Raw genomic sequence first — 24058 nt, forward strand, 5'->3', positions numbered from 1 at the left:
AGAGCCGTCACAGGTCGGCTTCAGTACGGTCGCAGGGCGGCCTGCGGAGTTCGGCCTGTCGGTCCTGGCTCGTAGACTCCCCTGCGTGGATACGACCCTTCAGGACCCGCTCGTCGGGCACGTGCTCGACGGCCGCTACCGCGTCGATGCGCGCATCGCCGTGGGCGGCATGGCCACGGTCTACCGGGCCGTCGACACCCGCCTCGACCGGGTGCTCGCGCTGAAAGTGATGCACCCCACGCTGGCCGCCGACGTCTCCTTCGTCGAGCGGTTCATCCGCGAGGCGAAGTCCGTCGCCCGGCTCTCGCACCCCAATGTGGTCGGGGTGTTCGACCAGAGCGCCGACGGGGCTTACGTCTATCTGGCAATGGAGTACGTCGCTGGGTGCACCCTGCGCGACGTCCTGCGCGAGCGCGGTGCGCTGCAGCCGCGCGCCGCCCTGGACATCCTGGAGCCGGTCCTGGCCGCGCTCGGCGCAGCGCATCGCGCCGGGTTCGTCCACCGGGACATGAAGCCGGAGAACGTGCTGATAGGGGACGACGGCCGGGTCAAGGTCGCCGACTTCGGTCTGGTGCGGGCCGTGGACACCATCACCAGCACCACCGGATCCATCCTCGGCACGGTGTCGTATCTCGCGCCCGAGCAGATAGAACACGGCACGGCGGACACCCGTGTCGATGTCTACGCCTGCGGCGTGGTGCTCTACGAGATGCTGACCGGCGCCAAGCCGCACTCGGGCGGCACCGCAGCCCAGGTGCTCTACCAGCACCTCCACGAGGACGTGCCCGCCCCGTCGGCCGCCGTGCCCGGTCTGGCCGTGGCACTGGACGAGCTGGTGGCGAGCGCCACCGCGCGCAACCCCGAGATCCGGCCTTACGACGCGGTCGCGCTGCTCGCGCGGGCCAGGGAGGCGCGCGCCGAGCTCGGCGACGAGCAGCTCGACGCGGTGCCACCGCAGGCCCGTGCCGAGGCGCACGACGGCTCGCAGGACCGTACGAGCGTCATCCCGCGGGCGCTGGGAGCGGCACGTACGCCCGTTCCCGCGGCCGGTGGCCACGGCGGCCATCAAGAACCTCTGAATCGGACCAGCAGGCTTCAGACACAGCCGCCGGGACCGCCGCAGCCCCGGCCGCCGCGCCGTCGTGCCTTCGTGCCCCGCCGAGGTGTGCTGGCGCTGATCGTCGCCGTCCTGCTCGTCCTCGGCGTCGGCGCGGGTGTCTGGTACATCAACTCCGGCCAGTTCACGCGTGTCCCCCCGCTTCTCGCGCAGTCGGAGAAGCAGGCCGGAAAGCGGCTCTCGGACGCCGGGCTCGATGTGAAGAAGGTGGAGCGGAAGTTCAGCGACAGCTTCGACCGGGGCGCCGTCATGAACAGCGCCCCCAAGTCAGGCGAGCGCATCCGCACCAACGGTTCGGTGACGCTCGTCGTCTCGCGCGGCCCGGAGATCGTGAAGGTCCCCGACCTGGAGCGGATGCCGCTGGCCAAGGCCAGGGGCGAGCTGGAGAAGACGGGTCTGGCCCCCGGCATCGTCACCAGGGAATTCGACGAGGACATCGCGCAGGGCGCGGTCATCCGCACGAAGCCCGCCGCGGGCACCGGCCGGCAGCCGGACTCCGCGGTCGCCATGGTCGTCAGCAAGGGCGCTCCTCTCGATGTGCCCGACGTGACCGGCGAGACCGCGGAGGACGCCACCTTCGAGCTGAAGGAAGCCGGGTTCACCGTGAGGTCCGCGCCCGACCGGGTCTTCTCGCCGGAGGACGCGGGCTCCGTAGCCGGGCAGTCCGCGGCCGAGGGAGACCAGCTCGCCGAGGGGGACACCATCACGCTGACGGTCTCCAAGGGGCCGCGCATGATCTCCGTACCCGATGTCGTCGGTGACAACATCGACGACGCGAAGGCCGAGTTGAAGGAAGCGGGCTTCGTGGTCGAAGTCGACCGGCCCTTCCTCTCCTTCAGCGACGAGATAGCGAGCCAGTCGGTGGACGCCGGCGGCGAGGCCCCGGAGGGCAGCACGATCACCATCAAGACCAAGGGGCTGTAGGCCGGGGCCGGGTGCCCGCGTCAACGGGCGGCGCCCGCCCTGGCATCCTGGAGGGTGATGAGCAACGCACCTTTTCCCTCCCGCAATCCCGTCGGCGGCCACATCCCCGTGGCGGGCGGCCTCGCCACCGTCGGGCTCCCGTACGCACGTGAGATGGGCGCCGAGGCCGTGCAGGTCTTCGTCGCCAATCCGCGCGGCTGGGCGACGCCCACCGGAAACCCGACCCAGGACGAGCAGTTCCGCGCGGCCTGCGCCGCCGAGCGGATCCCGGCGTACGTCCATGCCCCCTACCTGATCAACTTTGGTTCGCACACCGAGGCGACCGTGGAGAAGTCGGTGGAGTCGCTGCGGCACTCGCTGCGCCGCGGCCGGGAGATCGGCGCGCTGGGTGTGGTGGTGCACACCGGATCGGCCACCGGTGGCCGACCGCGCGCGGATGCCCTCGCCCAGGTACGTACGCATCTGCTGCCGCTCCTGGACGAACTGACCCATGACGACGACCCGTTCCTGCTGCTGGAGTCGACGGCCGGGCAGGGCTTCTCGCTGTGCTCGCGGACCTGGGACTTCGGCCCGTACTTCGAGGCACTCGACGCCCACCCCAAGCTGGGCGTCTGTCTCGACACGTGCCACATCTACGCGGCCGGGCACGACCTCGCGGGCCCCGGTGGGATGAAGCAGACCCTGGACCTGCTGGTGGACACGGTCGGCGAGGGCCGGCTCAAGCTGATCCACGCCAACGACTCCAAGGAGACCGTCGGCGCGCACAAGGACCGCCACGAGAACATCGGCGCGGGCCACATCGGCGAGGACCCGTTCCGCGAGCTGTTCTCGCACCCGGCGACCGAGGGCGTACCGCTGACGATCGAGACGCCGGGCGGCAAGGAAGGGCACGCGGCCGATGTGGCCCGGCTGAAGGAGCTGCGCGACTCCTGAGGGCCGAAGCGACCGCCCCGAATCTTATTGAGGAATACCCCAGGAGGGTATGACGTTCCTGTCCTGGGCAGGAACGTCATCCGACTTGGGGAGCTTCGCCATGCAGCACGACGCCCACGCGCACCACGGTCACGACGCACCCGAGGGCCTCGGCACGCACCCGGGGCGGCGGCAGGGTGAGCTGGTCGACAGCCGAGCGGGCCACGCTGCACTGCCTCACCGGATGCGCCATCGGCGAGGTGCTCGGCACGGTGATCGGCACCGCCCTGGGCTGGGGCAACGTACCGACCATGATCCTGGCGATCGCCCTGGCCTTCTTCTTCGGTTACGCGCTCACCCTGCGCGGAGTCCGCAAGGCCGGCGTCGACCCCAGGACGGCGATCCGGGTCGCCCTCGCCGCCGACACTCTCTCCATCGCCGTGATGGAGCTGATCGACAGCGGGGTGATCGCCTTCTGGCCGGGCGCGATGGACGCGCACCTGACCGACGCGATGTTCTGGGGCGTACTCGCCTTCGCGCTCGCCGCCGCCTTCGTGATCACGGTCCCCGTCAACAAGTGGATGATCGGCCGGGGCAAGGGCCACGCGGTGGTGCACCAGTACCACCACTGAGGCGCCCGGCAGCGCGCACGGGCTACAGCTCGGGGCCGTCCCCCGGTTCCTCCTGATAGGAGTAGCGCTGCTCGCGCCAGGGGTCGCCCAGGTTGTGATAGCCGCGCTCCTCCCAGAAGCCGCGGCGGTCCGCCGTCATGTACTCGACGCCCCGGACCCACTTGGGGCCCTTCCAGGCGTACAGATGCGGCACGACCAGGCGCAGCGGAAAGCCGTGCTCCGCGGTGAGCAGTTCACCGCCCTTGTGGGTGGCGAAGATCGCGTGGTCCGAGACGAAGTCCGCGATCCGCAGATTCGCACTGAAGCCGTACTCGGCCCAGACCATGACATGAGTGGCGGTGGGTGCGGGGGGCGCGAGTTCGGCGAGGGTACGGGCGAGCACACCGCCCCATTCGGCCCCCAGCATGCTGAACTTCGTTACGCAGTGCAGATCGGCCTCGACCGTGGAGAACGGGAGCGCCGAGAATTCCTCGTGGTTCCAGCAGTGCTTGTCGCCGTCAGCCGTGGCGCCGAAAACCCTGAACTCCCAGCGGTCCGGCTTGAACTTGGGGACGGGGCCGTAATGGGTGACCGGCCAGCCGCGCTGCAGCCGCTGCCCCGGCGGAAGCTCGGACGATCCCGACGCACGATGTTCCCGGCTTTCCGGCTGACCCATGTACTCCATGGTGACAGACCGCGAGGGGTGGTCATGACCAGGTCTGCCCCGATTCGGTGCAAGCCATACTAAGCCTGCACTTACTGGACGGTCTGCACGCGTGGTGCGAGGATGCGCGAAACCTGCCGAGTACAACGCCTGGAAGGAGCCTCTGCAATGCAGGGCGACCCCGAGGTCATTGAGTTCCTCAACGAGCAACTGACCGCCGAACTGACGGCGATCAACCAGTACTTCCTCCACGCGAAGATGCAGGAAAATTTCGGCTGGTCGAAGCTCGCCGCGTACACGCGGTCCGAGTCGATCGACGAGATGAAGCACGCCGAGCTGCTGACCGACCGGATTCTCTTCCTGGACGGACTGCCCAACTACCAGCGGCTCTTCCACGTCCGCGTGGGTCAGACCGTCACCGAGATGTTCCAGGCCGACCGGCAAGTCGAGGCCGAGGCGATCGACCGCCTCAGGCGCGGCGCGGAGGTCATGCGAGGGAAGGGCGACATCACCTCGGCGAAGATCTTCGAGGACATCCTGGCCGACGAGGAGCATCACATCGACTATCTCGACACCCAGCTGGAGCTGGTGGCGAAGCTCGGCGAAGCGCTCTACATCGCGCAGCTGATCGAGCAGCCGAGCAGCTAGCGAAGCCGGTGAGGCCTAGGCGGCTTCACTGAGCGTGACCTCGCTCGGCGCTGTGCCGCTCAGGGCTTCCTCGCCCCGCTCCATCAGCTCACGGCGCGGACAGGCGCCCCTGCCGAGGAGTCCCTGGATCGTGCGGACGCACGATCCACAGTCCGTCCCCGCCTTGCTGACCGACGCGATCTGGCGCGGCGTGCAGGCACCGGCGGCCGCGTGATCCTCGATCTGCCGATCGGTTACGCCGAAGCACGAGCAGACGAACATGCGGAGCACCTCCTCACGGGGCCAGGGGGACAAGACTCAGTTAGGTCAACCTAACCTTACCCGGCCGGAGCTGCTCGCAAAAGCCCCCCGAATGACTGTGGGGCGCGGATCACATTCGATCCGCGCCCCACAGTCATTTTCCTGCTCAGATATCTACTGATCCCGGTACATCTCGGCCACCAGGAACGCCAGGTCCAGCGACTGGCTGCGGTTGAGCCGCGGGTCGCAGGCCGTCTCGTAGCGCTGGTGCAGGTCGTCGACGAAGATCTCGTCGCCGCCGCCCACGCACTCGGTGACGTCGTCGCCGGTCAGCTCGACATGGATGCCGCCCGGGTGTGTGCCGAGGCCCTTGTGGACCTCGAAGAAGCCCTTGACCTCGTCGAGCACGTCGTCGAAGCGACGCGTCTTGTGGCCGGACGCGGCCTCGTAGGTGTTGCCGTGCATCGGGTCGGTGACCCACACCACGGTGGCGCCGGAGGCCGAGACCTTCTCGACCAGCTCGGGGAGCTTGTCGCGGACCTTGTCGGCGCCCATCCGGACGACGAAGGTCAGCCGGCCGGGCTCGCGCTCCGGGTCGAGCTTCTCGATGTACTGCAGCGCCTCGTCGACCGTGGTCGTCGGGCCCAGCTTCACGCCGATCGGGTTGCGGATCTGCGAGGCGAACTCGATGTGCGCGCCGTCGAGCTGACGGGTGCGCTCACCGACCCACACCATGTGCGCGGACACGTCGTACAGGCGGCCCGTGCGGGAGTCGACGCGGGTCAGCGCGGACTCGTAGTCCATCAGCAGCGCCTCGTGCGAGGAGTAGAACTCCACGGTCTTGAACTCGGCCGGGTCGGTGCCCGCGGCCTTCATGAAGTTCAGCGCGTTGTCGATCTCGCGGGCCAGCTGCTCGTAACGCTGCCCGGACGGGGACGACTTCACGAAGTCCTGGTTCCAGGCGTGCACCTGGCGCAGGTCGGCGTAGCCGCCGGTGGTGAAGGCGCGCACCAGGTTCAGCGTGGACGCGGACGCGTGGTACATCCGCTTCAGCCGGTCCGGATCCGGGATCCGGGACGCCTCGGTGAACTCGAAGCCGTTCACGGAGTCGCCGCGGTACGTCGGCAGGGTCACGCCGTCGCGGGTCTCGGTCGGCTTGGAGCGCGGCTTGGAGTACTGACCGGCGATCCGGCCCACCTTCACGACGGGCACCGACGCGGCGTACGTCAGCACCGCGCCCATCTGGAGGAGGGTCTTGAGCTTGTTGCGGATGTGGTCGGCGGACACCGCGTCGAAGGCCTCGGCGCAGTCACCGCCCTGCAGCAGGAACGCTTCGCCCTTGGCGACGGCTCCCAGTCGGGCACGCAGCTGGTCGCACTCGCCCGCGAAGACGAGCGGCGGATACGACTCGAGCTCCGCGATCACATCGCGCAGGGCCTCGGCATCGGGGTACTCGGGCTGCTGCGCCGCGGGAAGGTCTCGCCAGGTCGCCTTGGCGGCGACGCCTTGGGATTCAGCTTTCACGATCACGCCACAAGAGTACGGGGTCGTCATTGTCTCGTCGGCACCCGACCGCCCACTGAGACAGCCGCTGAGACAGCGCCTCGCGGGCCAGACCTTGCGCTACGATCCACCTCATGTTCGCGCACTTGAACCACACCTGGTGGTGGACCGCTCATCCAGCGGCCCACTGATCGCGCGTACCCAGACAACGCGAAGGCCGCCCCGGAGGGCGGCCTTTTTGTTTCGGGCCGTTCCTCCTCTCCGGAAGGAACGCATCCCATGCTCATCGACAGGCTGCTCGGCGACGACTGTCCGCCCTTCGCGCTGCTGCGCAGGCGCACACCCGGGCGCGACCACGACACCGTCGAAGTCCTGATCGGCTCCGTGCGTGAGGTCGAGCACCTCGCCGACATCCCGGCCGATGGTCCGCCCGCCCTGGCCCTGGTGCCGTTCCGGCAGATCAGGGAGCGCGGCTTCGACGTGCGTGACGACGGTACGCCGCTGAGCGTGCTGGTCGCCGACGAGACGTACGAGCTGCCGCTCGACGAGGCACTGGCCCAGCTGCCGACGCACGGCGTGCGGGTCGAGAGCGGCGCCTTCGACGTGGACGACGAGGAGTACGCGGGGATCGTCCGGCGGGTCATCGAGGACGAGATCGGGCAGGGCGAGGGCGCGAACTTCGTCATCCGCCGGACGTACACCGGCGAGATCCCGGGCTTCGGCCGGGCCGACGCACTGGCCCTGTTCCGGCGGCTGCTCGCCGGGGAGCGCGGCGCGTACTGGACGTTCGTGGTGCACACCGGGGAGCGCACCCTGGTCGGCGCCAGCCCGGAGGTGCATGTGCGGATGTCCGGCGGGACGGTCGTGATGAACCCGATCAGCGGGACCTACCGCTACCCGGCGGGCGAGCCGGATGTGGAGGGGCTCCTGACCTTCCTGGGTGACCGCAAGGAGACCGAGGAGCTCTCCATGGTCGTCGACGAGGAACTCAAGATGATGTGCACGGTCGGCGACATGGGCGGGGTCGTCGTCGGGCCCCGGCTCAAGGAGATGTCGCACCTCGCGCACACCGAGTACGAGCTGCGGGGCCGCTCCTCGCTGGATGTGCGCGAAGTACTGCGGGAGACCATGTTCGCGGCGACGGTCACCGGCTCGCCCGTGCAGAACGCGTGCCGCGTCATCGAACGGCACGAGGTCGGGGGCCGCGGCTACTACGCGGGGGCGCTGGCGCTGATCGGGCGCGACGAGGGCGGGACGCAGACCCTGGACTCGCCGATTCTGATCCGTACGGCGGACATCTCGCCGCAGGGCCGCTTGCGGGTGCCCGTCGGGGCGACGCTCGTGCGCCACTCGGACCCGGCGAGCGAGGTCGCCGAGACACACGCGAAGGCGGCGGGGGTACTGGCCGCGCTGGGGGTGCGGGAGGGGCGGCCGCGGGTCACCGGCGTGCGGCCCCGGCTGGCGGACGACCCGCGGGTCCAGGCCGCGCTGGAGGCCCGCCGCGCCGATCTCGCCCCCTTCTGGCTGCGCATGCAGACCCTGCCGTCCACCCTGTCCGGGCACGCCTTGGTGGTGGACGCCGAGGACACCTTCACCGCGATGCTGGCGCACCTGCTGCGGGCCTCGGGGCTCGATGTGACGGTACGTCGCTACGACGAGCCGGGGCTGCGCGAGACGGTTATCGGCCATGTGGGCCCGGTGGTGCTGGGTCCGGGTCCCGGCAACCCGGCGGACACGACCGACCCCCGCATGCTGGCGCTGCGCGCGCTGACGGCGGAGCTGCTGGGCTCGCACGCCCACGGAGTGCTCGGGGTCTGCCTCGGCCACGAGCTGATCGCGGCGGAGCTGGGGCTCGGCATCGTGCGCAAGGACGCGCCGTACCAGGGGGCGCAGGAGCGCATCGACCTCTTCGGGAGCCCGGAGACGGTCGGCTACTACAACAGCTTCGCCGCGCACTGCGGTGACGCGGCGACCGAGGAGCTGGCCGCCCACGGGGTCGAGGTCAGCCGTGACCGGGCGTCGGGCGAGCTGCACGCGCTGCGGGGGCCGGGCTTCGCCTCGGTCCAGTTCCATCCGGAGTCGGTGCTGACGCTGCGCGGGGCGTCGATCGTGAGCGAGCTGCTGGCCGGACTGACGGCCTCGGTGGCGCCGTAACCGGTGGGTCTCACGCGGGTCCTGGCGCGCCCGCCGGGACCAGCACATTGTCGCTGCGGCGGCCTGCCAGATAGTCCTCGACGTTCTGGACGGTCACCGCGACGATCTCCCCCACCGCGTCCACCGTGTAGTACGCCTGGTGCGAGGTGACCAGCACATTCGGGAAGGTCATCAGCCGCGCCAGGGTGTCGTCCTCGACGGCCACCAGCGACTTGTCCAGGAAGAAGAGCCCCGCCTCGGCCTCGTACACGTCCAGGCCCACCCCCGCGAAGCGCCCCAGCCGCAACTCGTCGACCAGCGCGTCGGTGTCCACGAGCCCACCGCGGCTGGAGTTCACCAGGATCGCGTCGTCCTTCATCGACCGCAGCGCGTCCGCGTCGATGAGGTGGTGGGTGGCCGGCATCAGCGGAACGTGCAGGCTGATCACGTCGGACGCGGCGAGCAGTTCGCCGCGCTCGACGTACTTCATGCCCAGCTCGACGCAGACGGGATTCCGCGCGATGTCCCAGCCCAGCAGGTTCATGCCGAAGCCATGGGCGATCCGGGTGAACGCCTCACCGATCTTGCCGGTGCCGACGACCCCCACCGTGCGCCCCCGCATGTCGCGGCCCAGCAGCCCGTCGAGGCGGAAGTCGAAGTCGCGGGTGCGGCCGGCGGCGCGGACGATGCGGCGGTTGACCGCCATCGCGAGGGTCCAGGCGAATTCGGCGACCGAGTACGGGGAGTAGTACGAGACGCGGGCGATGGTCATCCCGAGCTCCCGGGCGACGTCGAGGTCGATGTTGTTGAACCCGGTGGAGCGCTGGGCGATCATCTTCGTTCCACCGGCCGCCAGGGCGCGAAGGACCCTCGCCCCCAGGTCGGAGTTGACGCTGGAGCTGATGATCTCGTACCCGGCGGCGATGGGCGCGGTGTCCTCGGTGAGGAACACGTCGAGACTGCGGCAGCCGACCTCCAGGGCGTGGTTTCCTGCGAAGGCCTTCTCGATCAGGGGCTTCTCGTCGGCCTGCACGCCGAATGCCAGGATTTCCACGAGTTTTCCCTCAAGTCCTCAAGTAGGGCCAAGGACGGCCAAAAGCGGGCTGTGGGCCGGTCATCGCGAATATACGGCCCACAGCTCGGCCGCGCCCGGGAGACCGACCCGGGAGCCGCCCGGAACCCCGGGCGGAGGGATCAGCCGAAGAAGACACCCACCTCGGCGTAGAGCTTCGGGTCGACCGTCTTGAGCCTCGCGGTCGCCTCGCCGATCGGGACCCGCGCGATGTCCGTCCCCTGGAGCGCGACCATCTTGCCGAAGTCGCCGTCGCGCACCGCGTCGATGGCGTGCAGCCCGAAGCGGGTGGCCAGCCAGCGGTCGAAGGCGCTCGGTGTGCCGCCGCGCTGGACGTGCCCCAGGACGGTGGTCCTGGCCTCCTTGCCGGTGCGCTTCTCGATCTCCTTGGCCAGCCACTCCCCCACGCCCGAAAGCCGGACGTGCCCGAAGGAGTCCATCGTGCCGTCCTTGAGGACCAGCTCGCCGTCCTTGGGCATCGCGCCCTCCGCGACGACGACGATCGGGGCGTACGACGCCCTGAAGCGGGAGGTGATCCAGCCGCAGACCTGGTCGACGTCGAAGCGCTGCTCGGGGATGAGGATGACGTTCGCCCCGCCCGCGAGCCCGGAGTGCAGGGCTATCCAGCCCGCGTGCCGGCCCATGACCTCGACGACGAGGACGCGCATGTGCGATTCGGCGGTGGTGTGGAGGCGGTCGATCGCCTCCGTCGCGATACCGACCACGGTGTCGAAGCCGAAGGTGTAGTCGGTGGCGGACAGGTCGTTGTCGATGGTCTTGGGTACGCCGACGCAGGGGACGCCGTGCTCGTCGGACAGCCGCGCGGCGACACCGAGGGTGTCCTCGCCGCCTATCACGATGAGCGAGTCGACCTCGTGCTCGGCCAGGTTCTCCTTGACCCGGCGGATGCCGTCCCTGGCCCGGAGGGGGTTGGTGCGCGAGGAGCCGAGAATGGTGCCGCCGCGCGGCAGGATGCCGCGCACCTCCGGGATTCCCAGCCGCACGGTGTCGCCTTCGAGGGGACCGCGCCAGCCGTCCCGGAAGCCGATGAAGTCGTAGTCGTACTCCTGCACGCCCTTGCGGACGACTGCGCGGATGACCGCGTTGAGCCCGGGGCAGTCGCCGCCCCCGGTCAGTACTCCTACCCGCATGGAATTGTCCCTTCGCCACAGCCGGCTGTGAGCCGCCACGCTAGTGGTGATCCAGGTCACAGCGACATGGGGCGAAAGGTCAATTCCCTTGTAAAAAACAGGCGTTGCTCACCGAGCCCTGCCGGGGATGCGCCCTCCGGCGCCGCTGTCAGGCGTCGTCGAGGCCGCGTTCGATCGCGTATCGCACGAGCTCCACACGGTTGTGCAGCTGGAGCTTGCCGAGGGTGTTCTGCACGTGGTTCTGGACGGTGCGGTGCGAGATCACCAGGCGCTCGGCGATCTGCTTGTACGAGAGCCCCTTGGCGACCAGCCGCAGCACCTCGGTCTCGCGCTCGGTGAGCTGCGGGGCCTTGGGCTCGTTGGACGCGGCGGGGGCCGGGTCGGAGGCGAGGCGGCGGTACTCGCCGAGGACCAGCCCGGCCAGGCCGGGGGTGAAGACCGGGTCGCCCGCGGCCGTGCGGCGCACCGCGTCGATCAGGTCCTCGGGGCCGGCCGACTTCAGCAGATAGCCCGTCGCGCCGGACTTCACCGCTTCCAGTACGTCGGCATGCTCACCGCTCGCCGACAGGACCAGGACGCGCAGGCCCGGGTCGGTGCCGACCAGCTCCTTGCAGACCTGGACGCCGGGCATCCCCGGCAGATTTAGGTCGAGGACCATGACCTGGGGCATGACGGCCCTCGCCCGGCGCACCGCCTGCGGGCCGTCGCCCGCCGTGGCGACCACGTCGAAGCCCGCGGCGGCCAGGTCGCGGGCGACCGCGTCCCGCCACATCGGGTGATCGTCGACCACCATCACCCGGATCGTCGTGTGCTCGCTCTGATCGCTCTGGTCGCTCATCGCGCCTGTCCTGCCTTCCCCCGTGGAACCTTCAGTTCAACTTCCGTACCCTGCCCCGGCACCGAGATCAGCTCGGCCGTGCCACCGATGTCGCGCAGACGCCCGCGGATCGACTGGGCGACACCGAGCCGCCCCTCCCCCTCGGCCTGCGCGAGCCTGCCCTCCGGGATGCCCGGCCCGTCGTCCCGCACCGTCACGACCACTTCCTGCGGCCAGTCCTCGACCAGGATCCAGGCCTGGGCGTCCTCGCCGGCGTGCCTGAGCACATTGTCCAGTGCGGCGCTGACAGCCCCGGCGAGCTCCCTGGCCGCCGCCGGTTCCAGCAGGACCGGGGCGCCGGGCTCGGCGAAACTCACTCTCGACCCGGCGTGCGCGGCGAGCAGCGAGCGCAGATCGCACGGCCCACCGCTGTCGGAGCCGTGCTCCTCGTCGACCTCGACGCTACGGACCACCGCGCCCTGCGCCGCGTCCTCCGAGACCCGGGTGGCAGGCACCAGGCCGCTGGACACCAGAGTGCGCAGCGCCACTTCCTGCTCTCCCGCCATCCGGCCCAGCTCGGCCGCCTCGCCGCCCAGCGCGTTGCCCCGGCGCTGCACCATGGCGAGCACCTGGAGCACGCTGTCGTGGATGTCGCGGGCCAGCCGCTCCCGCTCGCGGGTCGCGGCCTCGATCTCCAGGGCCCGCGCGAGGGTGCGCTCGGAGGCGCGGGCGACCTCGACGACGTAACCGATCGCGATGGAGGCGACCCACACCAGCAGGACGTTGTGGAAGGTGTCCCGGCTGGGGTGGCCCCGCTCGATGATGTTGGCGACGGCGACAAAGCTGGAGGCGAAGGCCGCCCAGCGCCAGCCGCCCTTGATCGCGAAGGCCAGGACGGCGCCCGCGGTCCATATCGTCGGCAGGGTGGGGCCGTCGACCTGCTGGGCCTGCGCGTCGGCGAGCGGGGTGAGCAGGATGCCGGTGAGGGCGACCGTGAGGTCGGCGCCGAGGAAGCGCTTGGTGCAGCTCGCCGCGTTCGCCACCTTGGGGAGCGTGACGAACGTCCAGACGGCCATCACCGCGAGGAAGGCGACCGCCACCCAGGGGCGCTCGAACTTCTGCCGGGTGAACACGAACAGGAGTACCGCGTAGAGCATCGTCAGGACGCGGTACGCGGTCAGCGCACGCCACAGCGGCTGCTCGACCGACATGCGCACGACCCGCTCGCGCTGAGCCTTGGCCATCATCCCCACCCCCGGGCTGACGCGGTTACGCGCCGGACCGTTCCGCCTTGTCGGCGAGTTCCGCCCTTTCTGCCTTCTCCGCCTTTTCCCGTTCCGCCCTTTCGGCCTTGGCCGCCTTCTCCGCGTCCGCGATCTGCCGCTTGGCTGCGGTCGCGTACACGTCGACATACTCCTGGCCGGACAGCTTCATGATCTCGTACATGACCTCATCGGTCACCGACCGGAGAATGAACCGGTCGCCCTCCATGCCGTGATAGCGGCTGAAGTCCAGCGGCTTGCCGATCCGGATGCCCGGACGCATCAGCTTGGGCACGACCTTGCCGGGCGGCTGGATCTTCTCGGTGTCGATCATCGCGACCGGGATCACCGGTGCGCCGGTGGCCAGCGCCACCCGGGCGAGGCCTCCCGGCTTGCCGCGGTAGAGCCGGCCGTCCGGGGAGCGGGTGCCCTCCGGGTAGATGCCGAAGAGTCCGCCGCCCTTGATGACCTCGATGCCTGCGTTGATCGCGGCCTCACCGGCGCCGCGACCGCCCGAGCGGTCCACGGGCAGCTGGCCGACGCCCTTGAAGAAGGCCGCCGTCAGCTTCCCCTTCACGCCGGGGGAGGTGAAGTACTCCGCCTTGGCGATGAACGTGACCTTGCGGTCGAGGACCGCGGGCAGGAAGAAGGAGTCCGAGAAGGACAGATGGTTGCTCGCGAGGATCGCCGGCCCCTCGTCGGGGATGTTTTCGAGGCCCTCCACCCAGGGCCTGAAAGCAAGCTTCAGCGACCCTCCGATGGAGAACTTCATTGCGCCGTAGATCAACTCGACTGCCTTCCTTTGTCTGTCGCACCGACCATAACCCGCGCCGGGCCTGCGCTCTCTCTCCGAAGGCGGCTCACCGGGCGGCGCACAAGAGGGCCGGCGGACCTGGTCGGTGTCGGTCCGGTCGCGTACGGTGAACTACATCTTCGACACCCCCTCGCCATCCCGGCTTTCTGAAGCCTTATGGCGGCCTATGGGATGTATGAGGCTTTGCCGTACGAGGCCTTGTGGAAGCTGACGAAGTCCTATGAAGCCCTACGAACAGGAGACCCCGGTGCCGGTCCTTCCTGGAGCCGAGCCGTTCCGCCACGAGGGCGGAGAGGTCGGCGTCCTCCTCTGTCACGGTTTCACCGGTTCCCCGCAGTCGTTGCGCCCCTGGGCCGATCATCTGGCCGAGCGCGGGCTGACCGTCTCCCTGCCGCTGCTGCCCGGCCACGGCACGCGCTGGGAGGACATGCAGGTCACGGGCTGGCAGGACTGGTACGCGGAGGTCGATCGCGAGCTGCGCGTGCTTCTGGAGCGGTGCACGCAGGTCTTCGTCTTCGGCCTTTCGATGGGCGGGGCGCTGGCGCTGCGGCTGGCCGCCAGGCACGGGCACGACATCGCGGGTATCGCGGTCGTCAACCCGGCCAACAAGGTGCACGGCCTGTCGGCGTACGCACTGCCGGTCGCCCGCCACTTGGTCCGTACGACCAAGGGGCTGCGCAGCGACATCGCCAAGGAAGGCTCGGAGGAGGTCGGCTACGACCGCGTCCCGTTGCACGCAGCACACTCCGTGCGGAACTTCTTCCGGATCGTCGACACCGAACTGCCCCAGGTGACCCAGCCGCTGCTGCTGCTGCACAGCCCGCAGGACCATGTGGTGCCGCCCGCCGACTCGGCCCGCATCCTCAGCCGGGTCTCCTCCATGGATGTCACCGAGGTGGTGCTGGAACAGAGCTACCACGTCGCGACGTTGGACCATGACGCGGAGCGGATTTTCGACGAGAGCGATGCGTTCATCGGCCGCCTCGCTCCGAGTGTCGGGAAGAAGGGGAGCAGCACCGGTGGCTGAGCACGACGCGGAGCCTGCGGGCCGCGAGGAGGAACGGGAGCCGGAGGAGACGGCGCCGGCCGGCGCCGATGCCGCCGCCGACCCTGCCGGGAAGCCCCTGGACGAGGACTCCGTCTGGGCGGCGATCGTCGCCGGGTACGGGGACGAGCCGCCGGATCCGCCGGGCGCGAAGCCGTTCAAGTCGATCGAGGATCTGACGCTGCTGGAGGGCGAGCGCAACAGCAGCGCCACGGACGGCGGCGCGGACCAGTCCGGTCAGTCCGGTCAGTCCGAGAAGTCGCTGAAGAAGGACCGGGAGCCCGAGGCCGAGCCGGACCCGGAGCCGGGCAGGCCGCTCGGCAGCTCCGTGGTCTTCGCCCCCGGTGTCGGCAGCCCGCGCAACTACTCGGTGGCGGAGCCCGCCGACGACGACCCCGGTACGAGCGACGAGGGGCACTTCGTCCCGCCGGAGCCGCCGCCGCTGCCGTCCGCGGACACCACGGCCAGGTTCGCCTGGCTCGCGGTCATCGGTGGGCCGCTGCTGCTGCTCGTCGCTGTGCTGCTCCAGTGGGACATGACCTGGTGGCTCACGCTGGCCGGTGTCGGCGGGTTCCTGGGCGGCTTCGGCACGCTGGTGGGGCGGATGGCCCACGAGGACGAAGAGGGCGAGGACGACCCGGGGCGCGGAGCGGTGGTGTAGCGCGGAGCGGTGGTCGGGCGCGGAGCGGTGGGCTGTTCCCCACCCCGCCCCTTCCCGAAACTGCGGGCGAGCCCCAGACCCCCGGACGCCCTGCGGGCGTGTCCTCCAGCGCCGGACGGGCTGAAAGAGGTCTTTCAGCCCGTCCGGCGCTGGAGAACCGGGGTGCCCCTACCCCGCTGGTACCCGCACCGCCGCCAGCACCGGCAGGTGGTCCGTCGCCGCTCTCAGGTCCGTGTCCGGCAGGTACAACGGGACGCCGCAGCCCAGGACTTCGACGCCCCGCGTCGCGAAGACCGCGTCGATGCGCTGGTGCGGGCGGTCCGGCGTCGAGGTGTACTCGCCGCCCCACGGAGCCGTCGCCCAGCAGTCCTGAAGCCCCGCCGCCAGACGTCCGAACGCCCGCCCGTCCGGACGGTCGTTGAGGTCGCCGCCCGCGATCGCGTGCTGCACGCCCATCGCCGCGAGCCGGTCCAGCAGCATCCCCGCCTGCGCGTAGCGCTCCTTGCCCTGGAGGCTGAGGTGGCAGCTCAGCACCCCGAGCCTCGCGCCCCCGATCCGCACCACCGCCGTCGCGAAGCCGCGCTGATGCAGCCCCGGCGTACGCGGCAGTAGTACGTCGTCGGTCCGCTCCACCCTCGCGCGCAGCGAGCAGAGCAGGAGCGGCCCCGACGCGGTGGCGCCGCCGCTCAGCACCACGAGGTCACTCTTGGCCGCGAGCCGCGCCGCGTGCTTGCGCCAGCGGAAGAAGCGGGGCGCCTCCTGCACGAGCACCAGGTCGGGTTCGCACGCGCGGAACACCCGGGCCAGCGCGTCCTCGTCGTCGCGCATCGAGCGGATGTTGTAGCTCAGGACACGGATCACGGCCGAACCATCGGCCTCCGTACGGGATTCGGGCAGCATGCCAGTCGCCATGCCGATCAACATAGGGCAGCGCCCGCCGTGGCCACAGAGGGCACGGCGGGCGCTGCCTTACGTACTGGCGTGGAGCCCGGAGCCTCAGCCCTGGCGGGCCAGGTCGGCCGCGCCGACCATGCCCGCCTTGCCACCCAGCTGCGCGGCGAGCACCTGGGCGTGCGGCCGCCACTGGCCGCCGATGAGCCAACGCCGGAACGACTTGCGGATCGGGTCGAGGACCAGCTCGCCCTCGTCCGAGACGCCGCCGCCGACGATGAACGCCGACGGGTCGAAGAGCGAGGCCAGGTCGGCCAGGCCCGCGCCGGCCCAGCGGGCCAGCTCGCGGAAGGAGTCGACAGCCACCGGGTCGCCCTGCCGGGCGGCTCCGCTGATGTGCTTGCCCTCGATGCCTTCGACCGTGCCGTCGCCCAGGGCGAGGAGGATCTCGGCGTTCTCCGGGGTGGCGTTGGCGCGCTGCTTCGCGTACCGGACGAGGGCGCGCCCGGACGCGTACTGCTCCCAGCAGCCCTGACTTCCGCAACCGCACAGCAGGCCGTCGGGAACGACCCGGATGTGCCCGAACTCGGCTGCCACGCCGAAGCGTCCGCGGCGCAGCTTGTTGCCGATGATGATGCCGCCGCCGAGGCCGGTGCCCAGCGTGATGCAGATGACGTCCTCGTGGCCCTGGCCGGCACCGAACTTGTACTCGCCCCAGGCCGCCGCGTTCGCGTCGTTCTCGACGACGACCGGCAGGCCGACGCGCTGCTCGACCTTGTCCTTCAGCGGCTCATGGCGCCAGTTGATGTTCGGCGCGAAGAGGACGGTGGCACGCTTGTCGTCGACGTAGCCGGCGGCGCCGATGCCGACCGCCTCGATCTGCTGGCCCTTTCCGGCCGCGGACACGGCCGAGCAGATCGCGTCGACGATGCCCTCGGCGGTCGGCGGCGTCGGCACCTTGTGTGTTTCGAGAATGGTGCCCTCTTCGTCGACCACGCCTGCCGCGATCTTCGTGCCGCCGATGTCGACGCCGATGGTGAGTCCCATTTTTCCCTCAGTTTTCGGTCGTGCCCCGCTAACGGGCAACCGTACCCGAGGAGCAGCTCAGTCCAGATCGATGTGTTCGCCCGACGGGGGGCCGTCCGGGCCCTCGCCGTCGTCGTTCTTGTGGCCCTGGGGCTTCTGGGATTCCCGGGGTTCCTGGGACCTGTCGGGCCCCTCGGGCCCGCGGGTCCAGCGGCGCTCCTGGCCCTCGACGGCGGAGCGGTACGCGGCGAGCAGCTCGCCACCGGCCGCGGCCAGATGGTCGAAGACGTCGGGGTTGCGCTCGATGACCGGCTCGACGGCGGACTTCGCCTGGTTGATCAGCTGCCGGGCGGCTCCCTGGGCGGCCATGCCGAGCACTGGCGTCTGAAGGGAGGAGACCTTGTCGGCGACCGCTTCGACGAGCCTGCGCAGCTCGTCGGCGGCGGATCCTTGCGGCATCCCCTGCTGAGTGCGGCGGCGGGCCTTCTCGGCGGCGAGGTCCTCGGCACAGGCCTTCGCCCAGGCGTCGGCGTCGGCGGCCTCGGTGGGCTGGGGCGCGGGCTCAGTGGCATCGCTCATGGCGGACACTCCTGCGGCAGGGTGGCGGTTCGTACGGTACGTACGCCTCGTACCACCGACGTTACCCGAATGGTGGTACGGCGTTCACTGGACCCGCGGCCACAGCTGCGGGTCCGGCGTGAACCGCAGGCGCAGGACGCCGTCGGTGAGGCCCGCGCCGGAGACCGTACAGCGGCGCAGCGCGGAGGGGAGGGCGACTATGCGGCGGAACCGGCCCGCGGTGAGCACGAGTTCGTCGCCGCGGCGGACCAGCGACAGCTCGTCCTTGACCGCGCCGGGCAGAGGCAGGTGCCAGATGAGGACGTCGTCGTCGGCGAGCCGGTCCTCCACCTCCCAGAGTGCCCCGGCGGGCACCGGCGCCTCCGGCCCGAGCCCCTCCCCCAGCAGTGCGAGGTCGTCGAGGCCGCGCGGGTCCCGGCCGAGGTGGCGCGCTTCGCGCGGCGGCGCGGCCGGCGACCACTCCTCGTGCCACTGGGTCAGGCACTTCTGCTGCTGGGCGGCGAGCATGGCCAGCCAGGTGTCCGGGGAGTCCTGCGGCAGTACCCGGTTCGCCACCAGCGTGTCGACGCGCAGGCCGAACAGGGCGATGCCGGTGCGGGCGGTGCGCAGCGCGTCGGCCCCGGCCGGGCCGGGCTCGGCGACCAGTCGTACGGTCGTGCCGGCGTCCTCTATCAGGGCCTGGACGGCGGCCAGTTCGACATCCCAGCGGGCGGCGGTCTCGTACAGCCACTGCGCGGGCATCGGGACGCCGGCGAGCTGGGCGAGCATGGGCCGCAGGGCGCGGGCCGCCTGGCGCTCGGCCGGCAGCAGCCGCCGCAGGTAGCGCCGCAGCTGTTCGGGGAGAGCGAGCACGGCGAGGGTCTCGGGCAGCGCGGGCATGTCGACGACCAGCAGGTCGTGGCTGGCGCTGGACGAACCGTGGCCGTTCCCGGCGTCTCGCGCGCGTAGCGCGTGCAACAGCGCGAACTGTTCGCTGCCCGGCAGCTCGGTCAGTTCCTCGTCGGTCAGCCGGTTCGCGCCGAGCAGGTCGAGCAACGACCCGGCCCGCTCCTGGAGGGCGAGGAGTTCCCTGCGGAAGTGGGTGCCCGAGTCGGTCCTCGCGGCCCACAGGCCGGGCGCCACCTCTGTGGGCGTGGCGCCGGTGGGTGCGCCGACGACCGCGCCCAGGGTGTCGTCCCGGTCGGTGGAGAGCAGCAGGACGCGCTGCCCGCTGCGGGCGGCCGCGAGTGCGGTCGCCGCGGCGACAGTGGTGCGGCCCGCGCCTCCGAGGCCGGTGACGAGGACCGTACGCATCGGGCGATCAGGCCTTCGGGCCGGACTCGACGCGCTTCTTCAGACCGGCCAGCGCGCGATCGATGATGACCTTCTCGGCCTTGCGCTTGATCATGCCGAGCATCGGGATCTTGACGTCGACGGTCAGCTGGTAGGTGACCTCGGTGCGGCTGCCGCCGTCCACGGCCCTGAGGCTGTACGAGCCGTCGATGGCGCGCAGCATCTGGGACTTGACCAGCGTCCAGCTCACCTCGTTGTCGCCGGTCCAGGTGTAGGCCAGGGTGTGGTCGTCCTTGATCGCCCCGGCGTCCAGAAGCAGGCGCACCTGCTCGGCGCGGCCCTGCGCGTCGGTGGCCAGTACCTCGGCCTCCTTCACCTCGCCGGTCCAGTCGGGGTAGCGGGCGAAGTCGGCGATCACGCCCATCACGTCGGCCGGTGTCGCCTCGATCGTGATACTCGAGCTGGTGTGTTCCGCCATCGCTGTGGCTCCTCCAGTGCGGTTCCGGTCAGGGGGTGCGTGCCGCGTGAAGGCTACCGCGATCGGCCAGGTCACCACTCCAGTGCCCAGGGGCGGCCGGTGGACGCGAAGTGCCCGACGTTCACGCACTCGGTCGCGCCGACCCGCATCCGGCGGGCCAGCGGCTGGTGGACATGGCCGAAGAGGGCGTACCGGGGGCGGGTGCGGTGGATCGCGGCGAGCAGGGCCCTGCTGCCGCGCTCGAAGCGGCGCGCCACGGTGTCGTACACCAGTTCCGGTACCTCGGGCGGGATGTGCGAGCAGAGCACGTCGACCTCGCCCAGGTCCTCGACCTTGGCGGCGTACTCCTCCTCGTCGATCTCGTACGGCGTGTTCATCGGCGTCCTGAGGCCGCCGCCGACGAAGCCGAAGACGCGGCCGCCGATCTCGACGCGCTCGCCGTCGAGGACCGTGGTGCCCGGCCCGGCGTACTCCGGCCAGAGGTCCGGCATGTCGACGTTGCCGTAGGTGGCGTACGTCGGAGTGGGGAAGGCGGCGAAGAGTTCGGCGTACTGCTTGCGGACCGCGGTCTCGGTCGCGGCCTTGCGGTCGAGGCCCACCCACAGCCTGCGGCCCAGGTCACGGGCCTCCTCGAAGCGGCGGGCGGTGCGCAGTTCCACGATGAGGTCGGCATTCTCGACGCCGAAAAGGTCGGGGAAGATGCCGCGCGAGTGGTCGGCGTAATCGAGGAACAGGATCAGGTCACCAAGACAGACCAGGGCGTCGGCGCCTTCTCCCGCCTTGGCGAGATCCTTCGCGTTCCCATGGACGTCACTGACCACATGCACTCGCATGGAGATCACCCTAGGACTCCCTGCTCAGCCACGGTAGAGGGGGCCGGACCTGCGGTTACTTCAGGGCCGTCATGAGGGTGCACTAGTCTGCGCAGAGCATCGCCACGACGTGTGACGCAGCGAACATCTGGCCAGGACCCCCTATCCGGAACCCAGTACTCGTGGGTAACGTCCGGGCAGTCCAGTCGTGCTCACCCCACTGAGCACCTGCCCGATCTTGGACCGCAGCCGACGCGCACACTGACGTGGCGCCGGCGCCCGATGAGGAGCAGCAGTCTTGCGCGAGTTCAGCCTTCCGGCCCTGTACGAGGTCCCTACGGACGGCAACCTGACGGATCTCATCCGCCGCAATGCCGCTCAGCATCCAGACGTGGCGGTCATGAGCCGCAAGGTCGAAGGTGCCTGGGCGGACGTCACCGCCACCGAATTCCTCGCCGAGGTCCGCACCGCCACCAAGGGCCTGATCGCGTCCGGCGTCCAGCCGGGCGACCGGGTCGCCCTGATGTCAGCCACCCGCTACGAGTGGGTGCTGCTCGACTTCGCGATCTGGAGCGCCGGCGCGGTCACCGTGCCGGTGTACGAAACCAGCTCCGCCGAGCAGGTCCAGTGGATCCTGGGCGACTCCGGTGCGACCGCCGTGATCATCGAGAACGACGCACACCGCGCAGCGGTCGAGTCCGTACGCGAGGGGTTGCCCGCCCTCGAACACATCTGGCAGATCGACCGGGACGCCGTCGGGCAGCTGTGTTCGGCCGGCGCCGGAGTCACCGAGGAGACCGTCGACGAGCGGAGCGCCGCCGCCAAGGCGGACGACCCGGCGACGATCGTCTACACCTCGGGCACCACAGGCCGCCCCAAGGGCTGCGTGCTCAGCCACCGCAGCTTCTTCGCGGAGTGCGGCAACGCGGTGGAGCGCCTGAAGCCACTGTTCCGTACGGGCGAGTGCTCGGTGCTGCTCTTCCTGCCGGCCGCGCATGTCTTCGGGCGGCTGGTCGAGGTGGCGGCGGTGATGGCGCCGATCAAGCTCGGCTGCGTACCGGACATCAAGAACCTCACCGATGAGCTGGCCTCCTTCAGGCCGACGCTGATCCTCGGTGTGCCGCGCGTCTTCGAGAAGGTCTACAACTCGGCGCGGGCCAAGGCCCAGGCCGACGGCAAGGGCAAGATCTTCGACAGGGCGGCGGACACCGCGATCGCCTACAGCCGCGCGCTCGGCACCCCGCAGGGCCCGGCCCTCGGGCTCAAGCTGAAGCACAAGGTCTTCGACAGGCTGGTCTACGGCAAGCTGCGCGCGGTGCTCGGCGGGCGCGGCGAGTACGCGATCTCCGGCGGCGCCCCGCTCGGTGAGCGCCTCGGCCACTTCTTCCGCGGCATCGGCTTCACGGTCCTGGAGGGCTACGGCCTCACCGAGTCGTGTGCGGCGACGGCCTTCAACCCGTGGGACCGGCAGAAGATCGGCACGGTCGGCCAGCCGCTGCCCGGTTCGGTGGTGCGGATCGCGGACGACGGCGAGGTGCTGCTGCACGGCGAGCACCTCTTCTCGGGCTACTGGAACAACGAGACCGCCACCGTGGAGGCACTGACCGACGGCTGGTTCCACACCGGTGACATCGGCACGCTCGACGAGGACGGCTATCTCGCGATCACCGGCCGCAAGAAGGAGATCATCGTCACGGCGGGCGGCAAGAATGTCGCCCCCGCCGTGATCGAGGACCGCATCCGGGCACACGCGCTGGTCGCCGAGTGCATGGTGGTGGGCGACGGGCGACCGTTCGTGGGCGCGCTGGTCACCCTGGACGAGGACTTCCTGGGCCGCTGGGCCACGGAGAACGGCAAGCCGGCCGGGTCGACCGCGGTGGAGCTGCGCGACGACACGGATCTGCTCGCGGTCGTCCAGCAGGCCGTGAACGACGGGAACGCGGCGGTGTCCAAGGCCGAGTCGGTGCGCAAGTTCCGCGTACTGCCGAACCAGTTCACAGAGGAGGCCGGGCACATCACGCCGTCGCTGAAGCTGAAGCGCAACGTGGTGGCAAAGGACTTCGCCGACGAGATCGAAGCGCTCTACCGGGGCTGATCGGCCCTGAAGGCCGGGGCCGGGCTCACGGCCCCCATGGACCGACACCGATGGAGCCCGCGACCCGGGCTCCATCGGTCGTCCACTCCCCCGAGAGGGCGTCAGAGGCCGCTCAGAGCAGCGCCTTGAGCTTCCCCGCGAGCAGGTCCCAGCGCCACTTCTCCTCGACCCACTCCCGCCCTCGCTCCCCCATCCGCCGTCGCAGCGCGGGGTCCTGGAGCAGCGTGACGACACGGTCGGCCGACTCCTCGGCGGAGCCGCCACGCACCACCCAGCCGGTCTCCCCGTCCAGTACGGCGTCGGGCGCACCCCCCGAGTCGCCCGCCACCACGGGCAGGCCGGTGGCCGAGGCCTCCAGGTAGACGATGCCGAGCCCCTCGACGTCGAGGCCTCCCCGGCGCGTGCGGCAGGGCATCGCGAAAACGTCACCGGCGCCGTAGTGCGCGGGCAGCTCCGCCCAGGGCACCGGTCCTGCGAAGCGCACCGAGTCCGTGACGCCGGTCTCGGCGGCCAGCTTCGACAGTTGCTCGGCGTACGGTCCGCCGCCCACGATCAGCAGCACCGCGTCCGGCACCGCGCGCAGGATCCGGGGCATCGCCAGGATCAGCGTGTCCTGGCCCTTGCGCGGCACCAGCCGGGAGACGCACACCACCACGGGCCGGTCCGCGAGCCCGAGCCGTTCCCTGACCGTGTCACCGCCCGAGCCTGGGTGGAAGGTCTTCTCGTCGACGCCGGGCGGCAACTGGGCCATCCGCGCCGCGGCTTCGGGCGTGAGCGCGCCGGCGATCCGCGAGCGCGTGTACTCGCCCAGGTAGGTGATCGTGTCCGTGCCCTCGCCGATCCTGCGCAACAACTGCCGGGCGGCTGGCAGTTGGGCCCAGCCCGCCTCGTGGCCGTGCGTGGTGGCGACGAGCCGGGTGGCGCCCGCCCTGCGCAGCGCCGGGGCCATCAGGGCGAGCGGCGCCGCCGCCCCGAACCACACCGACGTACAGCCGTGTTCGCGCAGCAGCCCCACCGCGCGGCGGGTGACGCGCGGGGTCGGCAGCAGCATCGTCGTCCGGTCCCGTACGACGGTGAAGGGCTGCTCGGCGTCGAAGGCCGCGGTGGCGTCGGCGCCCTCCTGGCCGCGCTTCCACGTCGAGGCGTAGACGACGAGCCGCTCGGGGTCCAGACGCAGCGCCATGTTGTGCAGGAACGCCTGGATGCCGCCGGGGCGGGGTGGAAAGTCATTGGTCACGATCAAGGTCTTGTGCATCGTCGCCGACAGTACCGAACGGCCCAGGGTCTTGGCTCCCGGCCGGGCGCGCCCTGCATCATGTGTCCGCCAACCA

At 70.5% G+C, this 24058-nt stretch carries 23 protein-coding genes and 1 pseudogene; 9 read left to right on the plus strand and 15 right to left on the minus strand.

Annotated elements, in window-relative coordinates:
• Positions 1-85: 85 nt before the first annotated feature.
• The 3 genes and pseudogenes from pknB (at position 86) to QMK30_RS06695 (ending at position 3585) form a co-directional block, all read left to right on the plus strand.
• Positions 86-2041, plus strand: a complete 1956-nt coding sequence (gene pknB / locus QMK30_RS06685) for a Stk1 family PASTA domain-containing Ser/Thr kinase (RefSeq protein WP_283516231.1) — start codon at positions 86-88, stop codon at positions 2039-2041.
• Between the two features lie 57 nt (positions 2042-2098).
• Positions 2099-2974 (plus strand): deoxyribonuclease IV, encoded by an 876-nt coding sequence (locus QMK30_RS06690; RefSeq protein WP_283516232.1) that lies wholly within the window; start codon positions 2099-2101, stop codon positions 2972-2974.
• Positions 2975-3074: 100 nt separating this feature from the next.
• Positions 3075-3585, plus strand: a pseudogene (locus QMK30_RS06695) (DUF4396 domain-containing protein).
• A 22-nt stretch (positions 3586-3607) separates the two neighbouring features.
• Here the strand turns inward: QMK30_RS06695 and QMK30_RS06700 are convergent.
• Positions 3608-4240, minus strand: coding sequence for a sulfite oxidase-like oxidoreductase (locus QMK30_RS06700; protein WP_283516234.1), 633 nt, complete (start codon positions 4238-4240; stop codon positions 3608-3610).
• Positions 4241-4396: 156 nt separating this feature from the next.
• On the opposite strand from QMK30_RS06700, the gene bfr reads away from it, so the two are divergent.
• Positions 4397-4876 carry a bacterioferritin gene (bfr, locus tag QMK30_RS06705; protein WP_283516235.1) on the plus strand — a complete coding sequence of 160 codons (480 nt, stop codon included), beginning with the start codon at positions 4397-4399 and terminating at the stop codon, positions 4874-4876.
• 15 nt (positions 4877-4891) lie between these two features.
• Here bfr and QMK30_RS06710 read toward each other — a convergent pair whose 3' ends face one another.
• Together QMK30_RS06710 and QMK30_RS06715 are read right to left on the minus strand one after the other, a co-directional pair.
• Complete coding sequence (locus QMK30_RS06710; protein WP_283516236.1) at positions 4892-5137, minus strand: (2Fe-2S)-binding protein; 246 nt, start codon at positions 5135-5137, stop codon at positions 4892-4894.
• A 153-nt stretch (positions 5138-5290) separates the two neighbouring features.
• Positions 5291-6646 (minus strand): class II 3-deoxy-7-phosphoheptulonate synthase, encoded by a 1356-nt coding sequence (locus QMK30_RS06715; protein WP_283516237.1) that lies wholly within the window; start codon positions 6644-6646, stop codon positions 5291-5293.
• A 107-nt stretch (positions 6647-6753) separates the two neighbouring features.
• On the opposite strand from QMK30_RS06715, the gene QMK30_RS38700 reads away from it, so the two are divergent.
• A complete protein-coding gene (locus QMK30_RS38700) occupies positions 6754-6810 on the plus strand; it encodes a trp operon leader peptide (protein ID WP_502963081.1) in 57 nt (18 codons plus the stop codon).
• An 88-nt stretch (positions 6811-6898) separates the two neighbouring features.
• Complete coding sequence (locus tag QMK30_RS06720; protein WP_283516238.1) at positions 6899-8773, plus strand: anthranilate synthase family protein; 1875 nt, start codon at positions 6899-6901, stop codon at positions 8771-8773.
• A gap of 10 nt (positions 8774-8783) precedes the next feature.
• Here the strand turns inward: QMK30_RS06720 and QMK30_RS06725 are convergent, their stop codons facing one another.
• The 5 genes from QMK30_RS06725 to QMK30_RS06745 all read right to left on the minus strand — a co-directional run bounded on the left by QMK30_RS06725 (position 8784) and on the right by QMK30_RS06745 (position 13841).
• Positions 8784-9806, minus strand: a complete 1023-nt coding sequence (locus QMK30_RS06725; protein ID WP_283516239.1) for a 2-hydroxyacid dehydrogenase — start codon at positions 9804-9806, stop codon at positions 8784-8786.
• Positions 9807-9946: 140 nt separating this feature from the next.
• Positions 9947-10975, minus strand: coding sequence for a 6-phosphofructokinase (locus QMK30_RS06730; protein WP_283516240.1), 1029 nt, complete (start codon positions 10973-10975; stop codon positions 9947-9949).
• Between the two features lie 148 nt (positions 10976-11123).
• Complete coding sequence (locus QMK30_RS06735) at positions 11124-11813, minus strand: response regulator (RefSeq protein WP_283516241.1); 690 nt, start codon at positions 11811-11813, stop codon at positions 11124-11126.
• Entirely contained in the window at positions 11810-13039 is a 1230-nt protein-coding gene (gene macS, locus QMK30_RS06740) for a MacS family sensor histidine kinase (protein ID WP_283516242.1), read from the minus strand. Before macS ends, QMK30_RS06735 begins: the two co-directional genes overlap by 4 nt.
• Positions 13040-13061: 22 nt before the next feature.
• A complete protein-coding gene (locus QMK30_RS06745; RefSeq protein WP_283516243.1) occupies positions 13062-13841 on the minus strand; it encodes a lysophospholipid acyltransferase family protein in 780 nt (259 codons plus the stop codon).
• A gap of 274 nt (positions 13842-14115) precedes the next feature.
• On the opposite strand from QMK30_RS06745, the gene QMK30_RS06750 reads away from it, so the two are divergent.
• Both QMK30_RS06750 and QMK30_RS06755 read left to right on the plus strand, forming a co-directional pair.
• On the plus strand, positions 14116-14895 hold the full coding sequence (locus tag QMK30_RS06750; protein WP_283516351.1) for an alpha/beta hydrolase: 780 nt from the start codon (positions 14116-14118) through the stop codon (positions 14893-14895).
• A complete protein-coding gene (locus QMK30_RS06755) occupies positions 14888-15574 on the plus strand; it encodes a hypothetical protein (protein WP_283516244.1) in 687 nt (228 codons plus the stop codon). Before QMK30_RS06750 ends, QMK30_RS06755 begins: the two co-directional genes overlap by 8 nt.
• A gap of 168 nt (positions 15575-15742) precedes the next feature.
• Here the strand turns inward: QMK30_RS06755 and QMK30_RS06760 are convergent, their stop codons facing one another.
• The 6 genes from QMK30_RS06760 to QMK30_RS06785 all read right to left on the minus strand — a co-directional run bounded on the left by QMK30_RS06760 (position 15743) and on the right by QMK30_RS06785 (position 20641).
• On the minus strand, positions 15743-16486 hold the full coding sequence (locus tag QMK30_RS06760; RefSeq protein WP_283516245.1) for an endonuclease/exonuclease/phosphatase family protein: 744 nt from the start codon (positions 16484-16486) through the stop codon (positions 15743-15745).
• 84 nt (positions 16487-16570) lie between these two features.
• On the minus strand, positions 16571-17512 hold the full coding sequence (locus QMK30_RS06765; RefSeq protein ID WP_283516246.1) for an ROK family glucokinase: 942 nt from the start codon (positions 17510-17512) through the stop codon (positions 16571-16573).
• Positions 17513-17569: 57 nt separating this feature from the next.
• Positions 17570-18070 (minus strand): DUF5304 domain-containing protein, encoded by a 501-nt coding sequence (locus QMK30_RS06770; protein WP_283516247.1) that lies wholly within the window; start codon positions 18068-18070, stop codon positions 17570-17572.
• Positions 18071-18154: 84 nt separating this feature from the next.
• On the minus strand, positions 18155-19363 hold the full coding sequence (locus tag QMK30_RS06775; RefSeq protein ID WP_283516248.1) for an ArsA family ATPase: 1209 nt from the start codon (positions 19361-19363) through the stop codon (positions 18155-18157).
• 7 nt (positions 19364-19370) lie between these two features.
• Positions 19371-19820: an SRPBCC family protein gene (locus QMK30_RS06780; protein ID WP_283516249.1), complete on the minus strand. Its 450-nt coding sequence runs from the start codon at positions 19818-19820 to the stop codon at positions 19371-19373.
• Between the two features lie 71 nt (positions 19821-19891).
• On the minus strand, positions 19892-20641 hold the full coding sequence (locus QMK30_RS06785) for a metallophosphoesterase family protein (RefSeq protein ID WP_283516352.1): 750 nt from the start codon (positions 20639-20641) through the stop codon (positions 19892-19894).
• Positions 20642-20930: 289 nt separating this feature from the next.
• Between QMK30_RS06785 and QMK30_RS06790 the strand changes: the two genes are divergently transcribed.
• The gene (locus QMK30_RS06790) at positions 20931-22727 is read left to right on the plus strand and encodes an AMP-dependent synthetase/ligase (RefSeq protein WP_283516250.1); all 1797 of its coding nucleotides are present in this window, start codon (positions 20931-20933) and stop codon (positions 22725-22727) included.
• A gap of 112 nt (positions 22728-22839) precedes the next feature.
• Here the strand turns inward: QMK30_RS06790 and QMK30_RS06795 are convergent, their stop codons facing one another.
• Entirely contained in the window at positions 22840-23982 is a 1143-nt protein-coding gene (locus tag QMK30_RS06795) for a glycosyltransferase family 4 protein (RefSeq protein ID WP_283516251.1), read from the minus strand.
• Positions 23983-24058 lie beyond the last annotated feature (76 nt).

Source organism: Streptomyces sp. H27-C3 (assembly GCF_030063415.1).
Classification (GTDB): Bacteria; Actinomycetota; Actinomycetes; order Streptomycetales; family Streptomycetaceae; genus Streptomyces.